Below are 17,069 nucleotides of genomic sequence, written 5' to 3'. Positions count from 1 at the left end.
CGAACTCGCAGACCTGGGGGGCCAAATCGGCATACCGAGCACGCGTGAGGCCGGGGGCATTGCACAAAGCGCGGTGGTCTTTGGGCGCTTGAAACTCATTGTGGTGAGGCAAGTTTCGCAGACTGGGACCATCGCGCCCAACCAATCATCGTTCGGTGGCTGACCGCAATCGGCTATGCGACAACCGAATGAGCCTCAGCGGATGGTCACACGGTGAGTATCGCGGAACCACGTATGCCATTCGGCAGTCCTCGCGAGGGGGCCGGGCATTGCCGTCGATCATGGCTATTCCTGTTGTGGTGCAACATGATTGATGGTTCTGTACCGTCGACGCCGTAGTTGATTTGAGGGGAGCTCATGGGTTGGCGAGAAGAAGTCGATGTGGCGCTGCGGTCGTGGCTGGCGGCGGAGGGTGGTGGCGGGGCCTCGCCCACGTGGCGTCGAATTGGCGGCGCTGTCCGAGGTAGCACCGCAGGGGAGTTTGAGGTCGATGTCCGTGGTTCGAAGCTCTCCGCTGACCAGTTGCAGGCCGAAAGCCTGCGACTTGGTGAACCTGATCGAGCCATAGCAGACCAGGGTCATCACGTGATGGACGTCTCGCATGATGGTTCGACAGTGCGAGTTCGCGTCCCGGAGTTCGTCGACCTCGCCGACCCGACATTGTGGCTGCATCAGCAGCCACCCACGTTCTTGATCGACTCGCTGATCAGGGGCATCGCAGGCATCGCAGACGAACGGCTAGCCGGTCGTCTCGCCCGGGGCGAACTCGGCGGTACTTTGGCCCCGATCGGTACACCAGCGGACGTGCTGTCTCCCGCCCAGGACGCGGCTTATCGGGCCTGTCGGGGCACCGGATTGTGGATGGTGTGGGGGCCGCCGGGCACTGGAAAGACATCGGTGATCCTGCGCGCGATCGTTGACTTGGTCGCGGATGGAAAGCGGGTGCTGCTCGTCTCGTCGACCAACATCGCGGTCGACAACGTTGTCGTTCGAGTCGCGAAGGAAGCGCGTGACCAGCCCGGCACCGTCGTCCGAATAGGAACCCCTCACCTGCGCGAGGTCGGCGAAAACGGTGACGTTTGTCTGCCCCTGATGGTTCGTGTGCGGCTGACCGAGGTGGATCGCGAGCGACAGGAAGTAGCTGCCGAGCTAGCTCGGATCAAGGATCGGACGACGAAGCTAGCTCATCTCGACGCCGCCCTTGTCGGCTTCGACAAGAGTGCCTTCGACCTGGCGGAACGCCGTCTCGCGGACGGCAGTTTCTCTGAGGTCACCTTGGCAGAGAGCTCCGCGATTGTAGAAACGGAACTTGAGGGTGCGGCAGCCGCCGTTTTGGCGGCCGAGACGGCTGCGGCAACAGCGGAGTCGGAGTCGCGACGACACGAGAAAGACCGCGAGAACTGGTATGCGGTCGATGCTTTGACATTTGACGTGAACCAGGTGGAGATGCGGAAGGCCGAGGAGGGCGTCGCGGTGATACACGCCCAACGGCGGGTCTCGGACGCCAAACGCCGCGTCTCTGAGATCGAGATGATGTCGAAATGGCAGCGGGTGCGCGAGCCTGGCACGCCAATGAAGTCGGCAAAGAAGGAGCTGGCGCTGGCATTGGAGGAACTCGCCGCAGAGGAGCTACGGCGGGACCAAGTGGTGACGGTTCTCGATCGACAGCTTGACAACCTTGGACGAGGCATCACTGATCGCAAGGCTCAAATCTCCGTGGCGCGCAAAACAATTGACCAGGCTGAGGCGCTCGTACGGGCCACGGGCCGCCAGCTCGCGGAAGCGCGCGCGGAGCAAAATCGACTGGCCACCAAGCTGACTCGGACCAAACTGGAGCTGGATAAAACTCGAGATGCCATCGCCCTCGTCGGCAGGGCGCGGAAGAAGAACTACGTAGCCCTCCATTACGAGGCCGCCCAACTTCGGATCATTGGTGCCGGCGATTCACAACGGGAACCTGAGCTGCGTAAACGCCACGACCTGGTCCAGGAGCAATACGAGGCTCTCGCCAAGGATGCTCAGGGCGCGATCATCAGGGAGGCGGCTGTCGTTGCATGCACGCTGGCTAAGTTTCGGACCACACCGGCTGCGATGGCTGGACCCTACGATGTCGTCATCGTGGATGAGGTTGGGGCGGCGTCGCTTCCAGAGGTTCTTCTCGCCGTATCCGCTGCTCGTCAAACCGCGGTCTTGCTCGGAGACTTCATGCAACTGGGGCCTATCCCGCCGACGGTGCTGGAAGGATCGCAACGGCATGATATTCAAAAATGGCTGCTGACAGAGGTTTACGACCATTGCCGAATCGATTCGGCGGCCAGCGCGAAGCGTAACCCGGGCTGTATCACGCTCAACGTCCAGCATCGCTTCGGGCCCGATGTTATGCACCTCGCGAACACCGTGGCCTACGACAACGAATTGGCCGCAGGTCCGTCAATTGCACAGCGGGCGAGGTCCGCGTCATCGGGCGATGCGGAAATCGTGTTGATCGATACCGACGGACTCGCAGACCTTGGACAGATTCATCTGGTGGGGGCGAAGTCGGGCTGGTGGGCGGCCGGGATGTTGCTATCGCGTGCGCTCGCGGAAATGCATGCCGAGGACGGCGCGACGGTCGGGATAGTTACGCCCTACTCAGTACAGGCGGACGCGACCTTGGAAGCCTTACGCCAGGCCGAGTCGTCCGGCGCGATCGTCGCTGAGGTTGGTACGGCGCACCGATTTCAGGGGCGCGAGTTCGGCGTTGTGGTCTTCGACCTGGTCGAATCGGTAGATGGTCCGCGGATGTGGATGGCGAACGCCAGTCGCGCCCCAGGGACCGGGAAGTGGGCGCGCAGTGGCCTGCGTCTGTTCAACGTTGCCGTCACCCGCGTGCAAGAGCGGGTGTACATCGTCGGCAGTCGGCATCGAGTCGAGGCGGCTGACCCGCACGCTGCGCTCGGCGGGTTGCACGCGATGCTCACGGGGAAACGCGTACGAATCATCGCCGCAACCGAACTGATTGCGCCGACGGCAACCGGAAAGCCGCTCGGTCCCGTGGGGAGCAAGCTTGCCGAAGTGCTCTCCCGACACGTGGAAATCAGCGACATTCAAGACGAGATCGAGTTCTACCAGACATTCACCAAACAGCTGCAAGGTGCCCGAAAGTCAATTTGGATCTGGGCGCCCTGGGTGGCGAACCGGATGCGCGCTATCCTGCCGTCGTTGACCGAAGCTGCTCAACGGGGAGTACGGATCGTGGTCTTCATTCGCGATCCGGGCGATCAACTGCAACAGCAGCACGAGGAGCTCGTGGCCGACTTGGCGGCGAATGTTGGCACGGTGGTTCGCGTCAACGTCATGCATCAGAAGATCATCGTCATCGACGAGCAGACGGTAATGCTCGGAAGCCTGAACCCGTTGTCGCAGAGCTGGACTCGCGAGATCATGGTAACAATGCGCGGCAGTCACCTAGCCAAGAAGCTCCTCGACGCCCAACACGCGGAGACCTTCGCCCGGCCGCCGGAATGCCCTGGGTGTCAACGTCGCGACGTTGACTTGCGGCGGCGTAAAAATGGGATTTGGTACTGGCGATGCTGGAACCGGGACTGCCCCAGCCGAAATGGGACCAAGGCTTGGACAAGGGACGTCAGTTTGCCCAGGTGAGGACTCCAGGGCGGTGAAGGTGGGTTGGTTGAAGTCGCGGGCTTTGCGGCCTCTGGTGGAGGGGGTGTCGGGTTCAGTGGCGACTAGGGGTCGGATTTGGTTTTGGTGACGGAGTTGGTTGGGGTGAGGCCGTGCTTGGTGGCGAGGGTCTCCATGTCGGCGCGTGACGAGGCAGACTCAACATCAGCCTCGACCCACGTGAGCGCTGGTCCCTGCCAACGAAGTAGCACACGATGACCACGTCTGCCCCTATCGACCTGGCCATAGCCGAACCAACAACGCCGACCACCCAGCACTTAGCCTTCCGCTGCCAGCTGCCCACACGCCGCAGCGATCTCCTGACCACGCGTATCCCGCACAGTGCACGACACACCCTGGGCGATCACGCGCCGAACGAACTCGCGCTCAACAGGTTTGGGGCTTGCGTCCCATTCGCTACCCGGGGTCGGGTTGAGCGGGATCAGGTTCACGTGCACCAGCGGGCCGAGGGCCTTGTGCAGTTTCTTGCCCAGCATGTCCGCACGCCACGGCTGATCGTTGATATCGCGGATGAGTGCGTATTCGATCGAGACGCGGCGGCCGGACTTGTCGGCGTAATACCGTGCGGCGTCTAGTACTTCGGCGATGGACCAGCGGTTGTTGACCGGGACCAGGGTGTCGCGCAGTTCGTCGTCGGGGGTGTGCAGCGAAACCGCCAGGCGCACCGACAGGTCCTCGTCGGCGAGCTTGCGGATCGCGGGGGCCAGGCCGACGGTCGAGACCGTCACCGATCGCTGGGAGATACCGAGACCGTCGGGAGCCGGCGAGGTGATCCGGCGAACCGCGTTCACCACTCGCTTGTAGTTCGCCAGCGGCTCGCCCATGCCCATGAACACGATGTTCGACAGTCGACCGGGACCGCCATGGACCTCACCGTCGCGCAGATCGGCCGCGGCCGCACGCACCTGGTCGACGATCTCCGCGGTCGACAGGTTGCGGGTGAGCCCGGCCTGTCCGGTCGCGCAGAACGGGCACGCCATCCCGCAACCGGCCTGGCTGGAAATGCACAGCGTGTTGCGGTCGGGGTAGCGCATGAGCACGCTCTCGAGCAACGTCCCGTCGTGCGCCTTCCACAGCGTCTTACGGGTGTCGCCCTCATCGCAGGCGATATTGCGCACCACCGACAGCAGCGGCGGGAACAGCGTTTCGGCGACCTTCTCGCGCACGTCGGCGGGCAGATCGGTCATCAGCGCCGGGTCGGCCTGCAGGCGGCCGTAGTACTGGCGGGCCAACTGATCGGCCCGGAACTTCGGCAAACCCAGCTCCTGCACCGCGGCCTTGCGTTCGTCCGAATCCAGATCGGCGAGGTGGCGCGGCGGCATACCGCGGCGCGGGGCATCGAACACGAGGGGCAGGGAGGTGGCCATAGTTCCACCATTGTCCCAAACGTGGGGTCGGGCCCGCCACGCCGGGCGACGTTATCGAGAAGATGCGTGCAACAGCGATAGCCGTCGGCAATGATCGATCCATGAGTACACATGCGGAATCCGGCGCGTCACCGGCCGAACACGACCCGCCGACCGCGAGCGACAAGCCGAGCAAGCACGCGAAACACGTCGAACCGGCACCGGCCGCGCACGACGCGGTGCATGGCTCGCGCACCGGTTACACCTGGATCGGACTACTGGCCGCGGCCCTGCTGGGCATCGTGCTGCTGATCTTCATCATCCAGAACCTGGACAAGGTCCGCACCAACCTGCTGTTCTGGGACTTCGAACTGCCGCTGGGCATCACGGTGTTGCTGTCGGTGATCGCGGGCGCGCTGGTGATGGGCCTGGTCGGCGGCGTGCGCATCCTGCAGTTGCGGCACGCCGCGAAAAAGGCGTCCTGACCGGGACTAGATAAGTGCGCTGAGCACCAGCCACGACACGAACGCCGACGGCAGCATCGAGTCGAGACGATCCATGATCCCGCCGTGCCCCGGCAGCAGCGTGCCCATGTCCTTGATCCCCAGTTCCCGCTTGACCTGCGACTCGATCAGGTCACCGATGGTCGCCACGACCACCAGACCCACACCGAGCACGACCCCGATCATCGAATTCGCCTCGAGCAGCAGGGTCACGGTCAGCAGACCGCCGATCACGCTGAACACCAGCGAACCGCAGAACCCCTCCCACGACTTCTTCGGGCTGATCGCGGGCACCATCGGATGCCGACCGAACAGCACCCCGGCCACATAGCCACCCACGTCCGAGCACACCACCAGGATCATGAAGGTGAGCACCCGCAGATTGCCGTCGGGTTCCAGCAGCAGCAGCGTGGAGAACGCGGCCAGCAGTGGGATCCAGGTCAGGGTGAACACCGCGATCGCGGTGTCGCGCAGGAAGTTCTTCGGCGCGGTATCGATGCCGTGATCGAACAGCCGCCACACCATGCACACCAGCGCGGTCGCGGCGAACGCGCCCAGCACCCCGCTCGGTCCCCACGGCCAGCCCAGCCAGAACACCGCCTGGCCGCCGACCAGCAGCGGAATCCGGGGCACCAGCACGTCGGCTTCACGCAGCCGCTTGGTGACCTCCCAGGTCGCCACCCCGACGCCAAGACCCGCGACCGCGATGAACACCAACGGCACGAACAACAGGATCGCGATCAGCGACAACCCCAGTGTCAGCCCGACCGCCAACGCCGCGGGCAGGTTGCGTCCAGCCCGTGACGCCGGGGCGGGCGGCTGTTCGTGCTGCTGCACCGCGGTCACGGTCTCGTCGACCGTATCCGGCATGGGATCCGGTGCCGCCCCGGTGGCGGCGGCGTCTTCGGCCACGATTGTCCCGTCGCTCAACTCGTCGTTCCGTTCATCCCCCGCACGAGCGGGACTGGCGTGATCTGACGCTCAGACCTCGAGCAGTTCGGCTTCCTTGTGCTTGACCAGCTCGTCGACCTGCGCCACGTACTTGGCGGTGGTCTTGTCGAGCTCCTTCTCCGCACGCCCGACCTCGTCCTCGCCCGCTTCGCCATCCTTCTGGATGCGACCCAGTTCGTCCATCGCCTTGCGGCGGACGTTGCGAATCGAGACCTTGGCGTCCTCGCCCTTCGACTTGGCCATCTTGGCCATCTCGCGGCGACGTTCCTCGGTGAGCTGCGGCACCGAAATGCGCAGGATGTCACCGTTGTTGGTCGGGTTCACGCCCAGATCCGAGTTGCGGATCGCGTTCTCGATCAGGCCCAGCGAACTCTGCTCGTACGGCTTGATCACGACCATGCGCGGCTCGGGCACGGTGATGCTCGACACCTGGGTGATCGGGGTGAGCGAGCCGTAGTACTCGATCAGCACCCGGGTGAACATGCCCGGGTTGGCGCGGCCGGTACGGATGCTGCCAAGGTCGTCCTTCGCCACCGTGACGGCCTTGTCCATCTTCTCCTCGGCATCGAAGAGCGTTTCATCAATCACGACCGAATCCTCCACAGCGTCATCGTCATCGTCCGCGGGTGCGGGGTCACGACCGAACCAGGGTGCCGATGGGCTCACCGGCGACCGCACGGGCAATATTGCCCTGGATCAACAGATTGAACACCAGCATCGGCATCTGGTTGTCCATGCAGAGGCTGAACGCGGTGGCATCGGCCACCTTCAGCCCCTTTTCGATCACTTCCTTGTGGGTGATCTCGGTGAACATGCTCGCATCGGGGTCCACCTTCGGGTCGGCGTCGAACACGCCGTCGACCGCCTTGGCCATCAACACCACCTCCGCGCCGATCTCCAGCGCACGCTGGGCGGCAGTGGTGTCGGTGGAGAAGTAGGGCATGCCCATGCCGGCACCGAAGATCACCACGCGCCCCTTCTCCAGGTGGCGCTTGGCGCGCAGCGGCAGATACGGCTCGGCGACCTGACCCATCGTGATGGCGGTCTGCACGCGCGTATCGATGCCCTGCTGCTGCAGGAAATCCTGTAGCGCGAGGCTGTTCATGACAGTCCCGAGCATGCCCATGTAGTCCGAGCGGGCGCGTTCCATGCCGCGCTCTTCCAGCTCGGCGCCTCGGAAGAAGTTGCCGCCGCCGATCACCACGGCCACCTGCACACCGGTTTCGACGATCTCGGCGATCTGCTGGGCCACGGTCTGCACGACGTCGGGGTCGAGGCCGACGCCACCACCACCGAACATCTCCCCACCCAGCTTGAGCAGCACCCGGTTGTATCCAGGGCGGTCGTTACCCGGGTCGGTCATGGGTGTCGGTCTCCTTCGGCGAGGTGTACGGCGGGGGCGAGCAGGCGGCATCCATCCTGCCCTATCAAGGAGGGACCACCCAGAACTGGGGTCGGTCCTCGGACGAGGAAAGCCCCCTCGACGCGGCATCACACCGCGCCGAAGAGGCCTACTCGTGAAAGCTCAGGCGGATCAGGCCTGGCCGACCTCGAAACGAGCGAAACGCTTCACGTTCACGCCCGCGTCTTCCAGAAGCGCCTTGACGGTCTTCTTGGAGTCGGTGACGGCGGACTGCTCGAGCAGCACGACGTCCTTGAAGAAGCCGTTGACGCGGCCTTCGGTGATCTTCACCAGCGCGGCTTCGGGCTTGCCCTCTTCACGCGCGGTCTCCTCGGCGATGCGACGCTCGGCGTCGACAATCTCGGAAGGCACGTCTTCGCGGGTCAGGTACTTGGCCTTGAGCGCGGCGACCTGCATGCCGGCGGCACGCGCGGCCTCGGCAGCGGCGTCGCCGGTGCCCTCGTACTCCACCAGCACGCCGACGGCGGGCGGCAGATCCGAGGCACGCTTGTGCAGGTAGGTGGCGACCGGGCCGTCGAACGACACGACGCGACGCAGTTCCAGCTTCTCGCCGATCTTCGCCGACAGCGCCTGCACGGCGTCGTCAACGGTGCCGTCGGACAGCTTGAGCGCCTTGAGGGCATCCAGGTCGGCCGGCTTGGCCGCGGCAGCCGCGGTCACGATGGCATCGGCCATTTCCTGGAACTCAGCGTTCTTGGCGACGAAGTCGGTCTCGCAGTTGATCTCGACCATGACGCCGTCCTTGGCGATGACCAGACCTTCGGCGGTGGCCCGCTCGGCACGCTTGCCGACATCCTTGGCGCCCTTGATACGCAGCACCTCGACGGCCTTGTCGAAATCGCCGTCCGAATCGGCCAGCGCGTTCTTGCAGTCCATCATGCCGGAGCCGGTGAGCTCGCGGAGCCGCTTCACGTCAGCAGCGGTGTAGTTCGCCATGTGGGGGCGACCCTCCTGTATTTGTGGAGCGCGCTGGCGCGCTCGAAGATTCTCGGCAGGGGTTTTACGCCACCTTGCCGACCGCATCTGAATTCAGACGGGCCGGCAAGGTGAACAGTGTGCTACCGGTCAGCTCAGAAGTCAGCCGGGGTGTGCTGTGCCGGGTCGGCCTTGACCTCGGCCTCGGCCTCGGCCGGGGTCTCGATCGGGGTCTCGACGACCTCGGTGACCTCGACCTCAGCGGCCGGGGTTGCCGAGGACAGGAGCTCCTGCTCCCACTCGGCCAGGGGCTCGCCCGCGCCGGCTTCAGGCTTGGAATCGCCGGAAGCGCGGCCCGCACGGGCCTGCACGCCCTCGGCCACCGCGGAAGCGACAACCTTGGTCAGCAGTGCGGCGGAACGGATCGCGTCGTCGTTACCCGGGATCGGGTAGTCGACCAGGTCGGGGTCGCAGTTGGTATCCAGGATCGCGATGACCGGGATGTTCAGCTTGCGCGCCTCGCCGACGGCGATGTGCTCCTTGTTGGTATCGACGATCCAGATGGCCGAGGGAACCTTGGCCATGTCACGGATACCACCGAGGGTGCGATCCAGCTTGGTCATCTCACGCGTGAGCATGAGGATTTCCTTCTTGGTGCGACCCTCGAAGCCACCGGTCTGCTCCATGGCCTCGAGTTCTTTGAGGCGCTGCAGGCGCTTGTGCACGGTGGAGAAGTTGGTGAGCATGCCACCCAGCCAACGCTGGTTGACGTAGGGCATTCCGACGCGCAGCGCCTCGGAAGCGATCGACTCCTGAGCCTGCTTCTTCGTACCGACGAAGAGAACGGTGCCACCGTGGGCGACAGTCTCCTTGACGAACTCGTAGGCCTTGTCGATGAAGGTCAGCGTCTGCTGCAGGTCGATGATGTAGATGCCGTTGCGGTCGGTGAAGATGAACCGCTTCATCTTCGGGTTCCACCGACGAGTCTGGTGGCCGAAGTGTGCGCCGCTGTCGAGCAGCTGCTTCATAGTTACGACAGGCATAGCCTTCGTATCTCTCTTTCGTTGCCGGTTGACGCAGCCGATCGGCGATCGACTGCCCTGGCGCCACCGAAACCGCCGGACCCGATTCGAAGAATCCGGGACCAGCCGACGATTTCCCTGTTCATCCGCTGAAGAACTCGCGCTGACATGCCCTGCGGACCGTCTGCGTTGCGAGCGACGACCGGATGGACGAGCACGGGTGGCGCGCGAAGTCGGTCCGTGCTGTGCACACGCAATGGCTGCTGAGCACAAACCGCTTGTTCAGTCTACGCGGAGCAGGGCCAGGTCCGAAATCGCCCCCTGTGCATCGGCCGCCCATTTCGTGAATGAAGTACGCGATATCCACATATGGGAAAGTTGTCCACAATCGGGAAATCGTTGTCCCGCAGGGGTTATGCGACGTTCACAGTTGGTGGCATGAACCCGTTGACACGCACTCTGATCACTACGTTTCCGTTGCTCTGCGCGGTCACCGTCGCCGCCGCACCGGCCGCCGCTCACCCTACTTCGGGTGATGCCGCCGGCCCTGCGTTGACTGTGCCCGGAGAGAAGGCGCCGCCGTCGAACTGTGTGGGCGGGGCCGTTGTGCTTGCCCAGCCACCTGCGCGTCGGAGCACCGACTCGGTTTCGCCGCCGTCACGTGCGGCAACGCCGGGCACTGTTCCGGCGGCGCCTCCGCATTCGCACCCGACCTCGACTGGGAATCGGACCGCTCAGGGCAATCCGCCCGCTGATGGTGCGGCGTCGTGTGGAGGCGCAACTGTGGTGCCGGTGATCGTCGTGCCTCGGCGCGAACTGGTTCCCGCTCCTGTTCCGGTGCAGGTCACCGTGCATGACCTCGGGTATGCTCCGGGCCGACCGCAGGGTGTGGATCGCAGCGCGGGCACTCGGCCGGAGGTCGAGATCGTGGTGCGGGCCGGTGGAAGCGGATCGGCGACACAGCTTCCCGCCGTGCTCCGGGACATGTTGCGGGCGCTGATCGCGTTGACGCCGCGACCGCATCGCTGAGATCGGGGGCCGCGATGTTGCAAAAGAAGCGCTGCCCACCCCAAGTCGCGCCTGTGGTGCCTGCGTCCGACGAATGGCCGCCGAGGCCTACCGCCGTTCGTCGTGTGGCGCGGCGGGCGCGGTCGATCCTCGGGCACGTGTTGGGGGTGGCCTGCCTGGTGGCGATTGTGCTCAGCGGGGCGGTGCCTGCGGAGGCGGTGGAATCCGGATCATTCGGGTGGCCGTTGCGGCCGCGGCCCGCGGTCGAGCGCAAGTTCGACAAACCGGAGCGGAATTGGTTGCCGGGGCACCGTGGAGTGGATTTGGCGGGTGTCGCTGGGCAGTCGGTGCTGGCGGCGGGCGACGGCATCGTGGTGTTCGCGGGGAAAGTGGCTGACAAGCCGGTGGTGTCCATTGATCATCCGGGCGGCCTGCGCACCACCTATGAACCGGTGCTGGCGCAGGTGAGCGTGGGAAGCCGGGTGAGCAGGGGCACAGCGATCGGCACGTTGGAGACCGGGCACGAGGGATGTCCGGCCCCCGCCTGTCTGCACTGGGGTGCGCGCCGCGAAACCGGAGCGCACAACCGGCGCGAATACATCGACCCGCTCGGACTGCTGCACGAGGTGCCGGTCCGCCTGAAACCGCTGGAGGCATGACGTGACGAACCACTCCACCACCGAGCCACCGCATGGGCTGTCGGCGGACGAGAATCCAGGGGTGCCCGAGAACTCAGCGCCTTTCACCTATCCCGAGGTAGGTGCCACCCGCACCACGATGCCCGACGGATACCACCGGTTCAGTCTTCGCCGACCGATCGGCCACGGCCGTGAACTGTTCGACCGAACGGCCACCCACATCCTCGACTTCGGAATCCAGAAGGGGGTGCGCACCTTTCGCTACGCCGACACCGAAACAGCCCAGCCCGGAACAGAACTCACGGTCGTGCTCGGTCTCGGCCCGGTCGGCATCATCAGCGCGCCCTGCCGCGTGGTCTACGTACTCGACGAACCCGACCGCCGCGGTTTCGCCTACGGCACCCTGCCCGGCCACCCCGAGATCGGCGAGGAACTGTTCGCGGTCGAGTACGACCCTTCCGACGGAACCGTCTACGGGCTGATCGCCGCCTTCTCCAAGCCAGGCGCCTGGTACGTCAGGCTCGGCGGTCCCGTCGTCCGCCTGATCCAGCGCTGGTTCGCCCATCGCTACTTGAATACGTTGCCCACCAACAGTTGACCCGCACCAGCCGTTGAACGGGACACTCGCTTGCCGTTGGAGAGGACACTCGCTAGCCGTTGTAGGGGGCACTCGCTTGCCGTTGCAGAGGACACTCGCTAGCCGTTGTAGGGGGCACTCGCTTGCCGTTGTACAGGGCACTCGCTAGCCGTTGTACAGGACACTGACGACGGCGATGAGCGCGACGAGCGCGACGGCGACGGTGGTGGTCGCGACGGGTCCGATACCTGCGCGCCCGCTGCCGGGTGCGCGGCCACTGCCGAGTGCGCGGCTGCGGTGCCAGCCGACGTAGGCCAGCAGGAGGGAGACCGTGGCCGCGGCCAGTGGGAGCACCACGGACTGTCTACTGTCGACGGCGGCCTCGTGAGCGAAGAGCACGCTGCACCCCGCCGCACCCAGAGAGGTGCGCCGCCAGGCCAACGCGGTGCGTTCCATCGCCAGAGTCGGTGCGGTCACGACAGCACGACCGCCACACAGGCGAGCACGGCGACTACCGCGACACCGGCTGACAGGACGGGAACCAGGATCGTCCCCGGCAGCGGTCCGCCGGCCCGCATCGCCAGGTTCACCCGGCGCCAGTGCCAGAAGGCGACCAGGGCGACGGCCAGCGACAGGACCAGGCAGATCATCGAAATGGCGCCCGCGAATCCGGCCAGGCGCGTCGGTTGAACGAGCGTGTGCACCGCGACACCGCCGGCGAGCAGGCCGAGCGCGGTTCTGATCCAGGCCAGGAAGGTCCGCTCGTTGGCGAGGGTGAACCGGTAGTCGACCTCCTCTTCGCCGTCCCCGGATTCGGCCCCGACCTCGGGCAACGTCACGCCGACCACCTCCTGGTCCCATCATGCGCCGACACCTGCCCTGCGCCGACGATCAACGCGAGCGCGTCCTCCGATCAGCGATGACCCTCACGCGCGAGGGTGGGCTTGGTCGTGGACTCGTTTGAGGCGTTCGACGGAGACGTGGGTGTAGAGCTGGGTGGTGGCCATGCTGGCGTGGCCGAGCAGTTCTTGGACTACGCGCAGGTCGGCGCCGCCTTCCAGGAGGTGGGTGGCGGCGGTGTGGCGTAGTCCGTGCGGGCCCATGTCGGGGGCGCCGGGGATTGCGGCGATGACTTCGTGGACGACCGTGCGGGCTTGGCGTTGGTCGAGGCGGCGACCGCGTTGGCCCAGCAGCAGGGCGCGGCCGGAGTGGTCGTTGACCAGGCACGGGCGGCCCGCCCGCAGCCACGCGGCGAGTGCGGTGTCGGCTGGCCCGCCGAACGGCACCGAGCGTTCCTTGTTGCCCTTTCCGATCACCCGGACCAGGCGACGTTCCCGATCGATGTCGTCGATGTCGAGGCCGCACAGCTCGCTGACCCGAATGCCGGTGGCGTACAACAACTCCACCACGAGCCGGTCCCGCAGAGCCATCGGATCCTGCTGTGCCGCACCGGATTCCGCTGCATCCATTGCCCGCTCAGCTTGGTCGCGGCCGAGAACCGCCGGCAGCACTCGGTGCGCCTTCGGTGCCTGCAGCCGCAACCCCGGGTCGATGCTCAGGCGCCCCGTTTCGGTGAGCCATGCTGTGAAAGTCCTTGCCGCCGAAGCCCGCCGAGCCAGCGTCGTACGCGCCACGCCCGCCGCCGCCAACTCGGCCAACCACGACCGCAGCAGCGGCAGATCCAACTCCCGCACCGCCGAATCCGCCGACCGCGCGTACAGATGCTCCAACAGCGACCGCACATCCCCCAGATACGCCCGCACCGTATGCGCCGACCGATTCCGCCCCAACCGCAGATGCCGCCCGAACTCGGTGAGCAACGCGGTCAGATCATCAGGCAACACATCCATGCCCCCACCGTCACCGTTCCCCGCCCCCCACGCAACCCCCCACGCCGCCTCCCCCGACAAGCCACCAGCCGCGACCCCGCGAGAAACTTGGCCCGAACCTCGTCAACTCGCCCGTCGACCGGACGTCCTAAACCATCCATCGGAATCACAGCCGACCAGGTCGGCCAGTTCCAAACTCGGCAGAACCGCCCGGACAGTGGCGAGGTCGAGGCCGCATTGTTGAGACAGTTCTCGCGGGAGCCGAGAACCGACGATGGGTAGCGCCGCGTAGATGTCGGCCTCGGCGCCGCGCAAGTGAGCGGCGGGGTCGACCGAGTTGCCCTCGGCGACCGGAAGACGAAGGGGCCCAGCCTCGTCGATGATGTCTTCGGCGCGGGTTACCAGCAGTGCTTCGCCGTCTCTGATCATGCGGTGGCAGCCTGCCGAGGAGGCCGAGCTGACCGGTCCGGGTATGGCCATGGCGGGTCGGCCCAATCTGCGGGCCCACTTCACAGTGTTGCGGGCACCGCTGCGCAAGCCGGCCTCCACCACCAGGACACCGTCGCCGAGCGTCGCGATCAATCGGTTCCTGGCCAGGAACTGGTGCTTCTGAGCGGCGACGCCCGGCGGGTATTCGCTGAGCACCAGACCGCTGTCGGCGATGGCGGCGAGCAGTCGGTCGTGTTGTGCGGGGTAGGGCCGGTCGACACCGCAGGCCAGCACTGCCACGGTCGGCCCGCCCACCGCCAGTGCCGCTCGATGTGCGGCCGCGTCGATGCCGAAGGCGGCGCCGGACACGATCGTCCATCCCCGCCCGGCCAGATCGCACGCCACCTCACTGGCCACCTGCACCCCGTACCCGCTACTGCACCGCGAACCCACCACCGCGACAGCACGTTCGGACGCGGTGTGCAGCGACAGCGGACCGCGAGCCCACAGCACGAGCGGAACGGCGGCCTCGCGATCGCGTTCGGCATCGAGCTGGTCCAGTCCGAGCATCCGCCAACCGGGCCACTCCTGGTCGTCGGGCGTGATGACTCGCCCGCCGAGACTGGCGATGGTATCCAAATCCCTTGCCGCCGAGTCGACTTCACGTCGCGCTGCGGTAGGCCCACGCAAAGCCGTAGGCAGTTCGTGTTCACGAACAGCACGCGCAGCCTCACACACGCCGACCGACGCGATCAGCGCCGACAGCGGTGCGCACGGCCCCTGCACCACCCGAGACAGATACACCCAGGCCAGCCGCCGTTCGTCTGGATCACCGTCCAGCTCCACCACCCGCAGCCCACTCATTGCGCACCCCGCTGCCGAAAGTTCAACGACGCCATCACGTCCTGCACGGTGGGCATCTCTCCCTCGCGCAGATCGCAGACCGTCCAGGCGACCCGGATCGCCCGGTCGGCACCACGCGCCGACATCCGCCCCAGCCGTAAAGCCGTCTCGATCGGCGCGATCGATTCCCTCGGCAGCTTGAAGCGCTTGCGCAGAATATGGCCTGGGACTTCGGCATTGGTCGTCCACCCGTCCTCGCTCCACCGTTGTGCGGCACGGGCTCTGGCACGGGCCACGCGTGCGGCCACGGTGGCACTGTCCTCGACCTGCTCGTCGGTGAACGTCGCGCCGGCCTGACCGTGCATCTGCACCCAGATGTCGATGCGATCCAGCAGTGGCCCCGACAGTTTCCCCAGGTAGCGACGACGAGCCAGCGGCGCGCAGATGCAGTCCACGTCGCGTGCGGGCGCGCACGGGCAGGGGTTGGCCGCCAGTACGAGCTGGAAACGGGCCGGATACCGGGCGACGCCGTCGCGCCGCGCGATGCGCACTTCGCCTTCCTCGAGCGGAGTCCGCAGCGCCTCCAGGACTTTGGTGCCGATCTCGGCGCACTCGTCGAGAAACAACACCCCGCGATGCGCCCGGCTGACCGCTCCCGGTCGAGCCATGCCGGAGCCGCCGCCGATCATCGCGGTCACCGACGTCGAATGATGCGGCGCGACAAAGGGAGCCAGCGTGAGCAAAGGCTGCTCGGCCGACAGCGACCCCGCCATCGAATGAATAGCGGTCACCTCCAACGATTCCGCCTCCGACAGCGGCGGCAACAATCCCGGAAGTCGTTGCGCCAGCATCGTTTTGCCGATTCCCGGCGGCCCCGTCAACAGCAGGTGATGTCCGCCCGCCGCGGCGACTTCCAACGCCCACCGCGCCTCGTCCTGCCCGACCACATCGCTGAGGTCACCGCACGGCGTCTGCGTGCCCGGCGCGAGTCCGTCGGGTTCGAGCAGCTTGCCCTCCCCGCGCAACCACGCCACCACCGCCCGCAGACTCGACGCCCCGAGCACTTCGATTCCCTCGACCAACCCCGCCTCGGCCACGGCTTCGGCGGGCACGACAACAGTGGGCAACCCCGCCGCACGTGCCGCGATCACCGCGGGCAACACCCCACGCACCCGCCGAACTCGCCCGTCCAACGCCAACTCCCCCAGCAGCACCGTTTTCACCAGCCGCTCCCCCGGCACCGCCCCCGAGGCGTCGAGCACCGAAATCGCCAACGCCAGGTCGTACACGGAGCCCACTTTGGGCAACGTCGCAGGCGACAGCGCCAGGATCACCCGACCGTCGGGCCACTTCTCCCCGGTGTTGGCCACCGCCGACCGCACCCGATTGCGTGATTCCTGCAGCGCCGCGTCGGGCAGCCCGACCAGATTCACCGACGGCAGACCCTGACCGATATCGGCCTCGATCTCCACCAGCTGCCCGTCGACCCCCGTCACCGCCACCGACAACGCCCGCCCCAGTGCCATCAGAACGCCGCCGTCAGGTGGTCGATGACCGGCCCGCGCCCCCGCGGGACCAGCACCGACACCACGTCGAACCGAATCCGCCGCCACGGCCCGCCCTGTTCGGCCAGCCACAGCAGGGCCAGCCGACGGATCCGCTGCTGCTTGCTGAACGTGACCGCCTCGGCGGGCGTGCCGAAACCCAGCCCCGACCGCGTCTTGACCTCGACGAACACCGTGGTGGACGGGTCCTGGACGATCAGGTCCAGTTCCCCGTATCGACACCGCCAGTTGCGGGCGACGATCTCCATCCCGGTCTCGCACAGATACTGCGCGGCCAGCTTCTCCCCGTATGCGCCGAGCGCCTGTTTGTGTGCCATGAACGAAATCATGAACACAACG

At 66.1% G+C, this 17,069-nt stretch carries 18 protein-coding genes; 6 read left to right on the top strand and 12 right to left on the bottom strand.

Translation table 11 applies throughout. The features are described 5' to 3' along the window. The first annotated feature begins 357 nt into the window (after positions 1-357). Positions 358-3,642, top strand: coding sequence for an AAA domain-containing protein (locus tag ACFWVD_RS05410; protein WP_379240712.1), 3,285 nt, complete (start codon positions 358-360; stop codon positions 3,640-3,642). 296 nt (positions 3,643-3,938) lie between these two features. On the opposite strand, the gene rlmN is transcribed toward ACFWVD_RS05410, so the two are convergent. Next, entirely contained in the window at positions 3,939-5,048 is a 1,110-nt protein-coding gene (gene rlmN / locus ACFWVD_RS05405; protein WP_379240711.1) for a 23S rRNA (adenine(2503)-C(2))-methyltransferase RlmN, read from the bottom strand. Positions 5,049-5,149: 101 nt separating this feature from the next. On the opposite strand from rlmN, the gene ACFWVD_RS05400 reads away from it, so the two are divergent. Then, on the top strand, positions 5,150-5,512 hold the full coding sequence (locus tag ACFWVD_RS05400) for a lipopolysaccharide assembly LapA domain-containing protein (RefSeq protein ID WP_379240710.1): 363 nt from the start codon (positions 5,150-5,152) through the stop codon (positions 5,510-5,512). Positions 5,513-5,518: 6 nt separating this feature from the next. On the opposite strand, the gene ACFWVD_RS05395 is transcribed toward ACFWVD_RS05400, so the two are convergent. The 3 genes from ACFWVD_RS05395 to pyrH all read right to left on the bottom strand — a co-directional run bounded on the left by ACFWVD_RS05395 (position 5,519) and on the right by pyrH (position 7,844). Continuing rightward, positions 5,519-6,400: a phosphatidate cytidylyltransferase gene (locus ACFWVD_RS05395; protein ID WP_379240980.1), complete on the bottom strand. Its 882-nt coding sequence runs from the start codon at positions 6,398-6,400 to the stop codon at positions 5,519-5,521. 111 nt (positions 6,401-6,511) lie between these two features. Continuing rightward, positions 6,512-7,069, bottom strand: a complete 558-nt coding sequence (frr, locus tag ACFWVD_RS05390) for a ribosome recycling factor (RefSeq protein ID WP_379240709.1) — start codon at positions 7,067-7,069, stop codon at positions 6,512-6,514. A gap of 46 nt (positions 7,070-7,115) precedes the next feature. Continuing rightward, entirely contained in the window at positions 7,116-7,844 is a 729-nt protein-coding gene (pyrH, locus tag ACFWVD_RS05385; protein WP_379240708.1) for a UMP kinase, read from the bottom strand. A 2-nt stretch (positions 7,845-7,846) separates the two neighbouring features. On the opposite strand from pyrH, the gene ACFWVD_RS05380 reads away from it, so the two are divergent. Next, positions 7,847-8,002, top strand: a complete 156-nt coding sequence (locus ACFWVD_RS05380; protein WP_379240707.1) for a hypothetical protein — start codon at positions 7,847-7,849, stop codon at positions 8,000-8,002. Between the two features lie 13 nt (positions 8,003-8,015). On the opposite strand, the gene tsf is transcribed toward ACFWVD_RS05380, so the two are convergent. After that, entirely contained in the window at positions 8,016-8,840 is an 825-nt protein-coding gene (gene tsf, locus ACFWVD_RS05375) for a translation elongation factor Ts (protein WP_379240706.1), read from the bottom strand. Positions 8,841-8,974: 134 nt separating this feature from the next. Then, a complete protein-coding gene (rpsB, locus tag ACFWVD_RS05370) occupies positions 8,975-9,862 on the bottom strand; it encodes a 30S ribosomal protein S2 (protein WP_379240705.1) in 888 nt (295 codons plus the stop codon). A 771-nt stretch (positions 9,863-10,633) separates the two neighbouring features. On the opposite strand from rpsB, the gene ACFWVD_RS05365 reads away from it, so the two are divergent. The 3 genes from ACFWVD_RS05365 (at position 10,634) to ACFWVD_RS05355 (ending at position 12,085) form a co-directional block, all read left to right on the top strand. Beyond that, a complete protein-coding gene (locus ACFWVD_RS05365; RefSeq protein ID WP_379240704.1) occupies positions 10,634-10,870 on the top strand; it encodes a hypothetical protein in 237 nt (78 codons plus the stop codon). A 104-nt stretch (positions 10,871-10,974) separates the two neighbouring features. After that, complete coding sequence (locus ACFWVD_RS05360) at positions 10,975-11,508, top strand: M23 family metallopeptidase (protein ID WP_379240703.1); 534 nt, start codon at positions 10,975-10,977, stop codon at positions 11,506-11,508. A 61-nt stretch (positions 11,509-11,569) separates the two neighbouring features. Then, entirely contained in the window at positions 11,570-12,085 is a 516-nt protein-coding gene (locus ACFWVD_RS05355) for a DUF1990 family protein (protein ID WP_379240979.1), read from the top strand. 144 nt (positions 12,086-12,229) lie between these two features. Here the strand turns inward: ACFWVD_RS05355 and ACFWVD_RS05350 are convergent, their stop codons facing one another. From ACFWVD_RS05350 to ACFWVD_RS05325, 6 genes are all read right to left on the bottom strand, one after another. Then, positions 12,230-12,541 carry a DUF202 domain-containing protein gene (locus tag ACFWVD_RS05350; protein WP_379240702.1) on the bottom strand — a complete coding sequence of 104 codons (312 nt, stop codon included), beginning with the start codon at positions 12,539-12,541 and terminating at the stop codon, positions 12,230-12,232. Beyond that, on the bottom strand, positions 12,538-12,903 hold the full coding sequence (locus ACFWVD_RS05345; protein WP_379240701.1) for a YidH family protein: 366 nt from the start codon (positions 12,901-12,903) through the stop codon (positions 12,538-12,540). The genes ACFWVD_RS05350 and ACFWVD_RS05345 overlap by 4 nt, the downstream gene beginning before the upstream one ends. 87 nt (positions 12,904-12,990) lie before the next feature. Then, positions 12,991-13,914 (bottom strand): tyrosine recombinase XerC, encoded by a 924-nt coding sequence (locus ACFWVD_RS05340; protein WP_379240700.1) that lies wholly within the window; start codon positions 13,912-13,914, stop codon positions 12,991-12,993. A 102-nt stretch (positions 13,915-14,016) separates the two neighbouring features. Beyond that, positions 14,017-15,186 (bottom strand): DNA-processing protein DprA, encoded by a 1,170-nt coding sequence (dprA, locus tag ACFWVD_RS05335; protein ID WP_379240698.1) that lies wholly within the window; start codon positions 15,184-15,186, stop codon positions 14,017-14,019. Then, a complete protein-coding gene (locus ACFWVD_RS05330) occupies positions 15,183-16,691 on the bottom strand; it encodes a YifB family Mg chelatase-like AAA ATPase (RefSeq protein WP_379240697.1) in 1,509 nt (502 codons plus the stop codon). The genes dprA and ACFWVD_RS05330 overlap by 4 nt, the downstream gene beginning before the upstream one ends. Next, positions 16,691-17,047 carry a YraN family protein gene (locus tag ACFWVD_RS05325; RefSeq protein WP_379234794.1) on the bottom strand — a complete coding sequence of 119 codons (357 nt, stop codon included), beginning with the start codon at positions 17,045-17,047 and terminating at the stop codon, positions 16,691-16,693. Before ACFWVD_RS05325 ends, ACFWVD_RS05330 begins: the two co-directional genes overlap by 1 nt. Positions 17,048-17,069 lie beyond the last annotated feature (22 nt).

Source organism: Nocardia sp. NPDC058666 (assembly GCF_042714895.1).
GTDB lineage: Bacteria > Actinomycetota > Actinomycetes > Mycobacteriales > Mycobacteriaceae > Nocardia.
The sequence above is the reverse complement of the archived record's forward strand: the minus strand, read 5'-3'. Positions and strand labels throughout refer to the sequence as shown.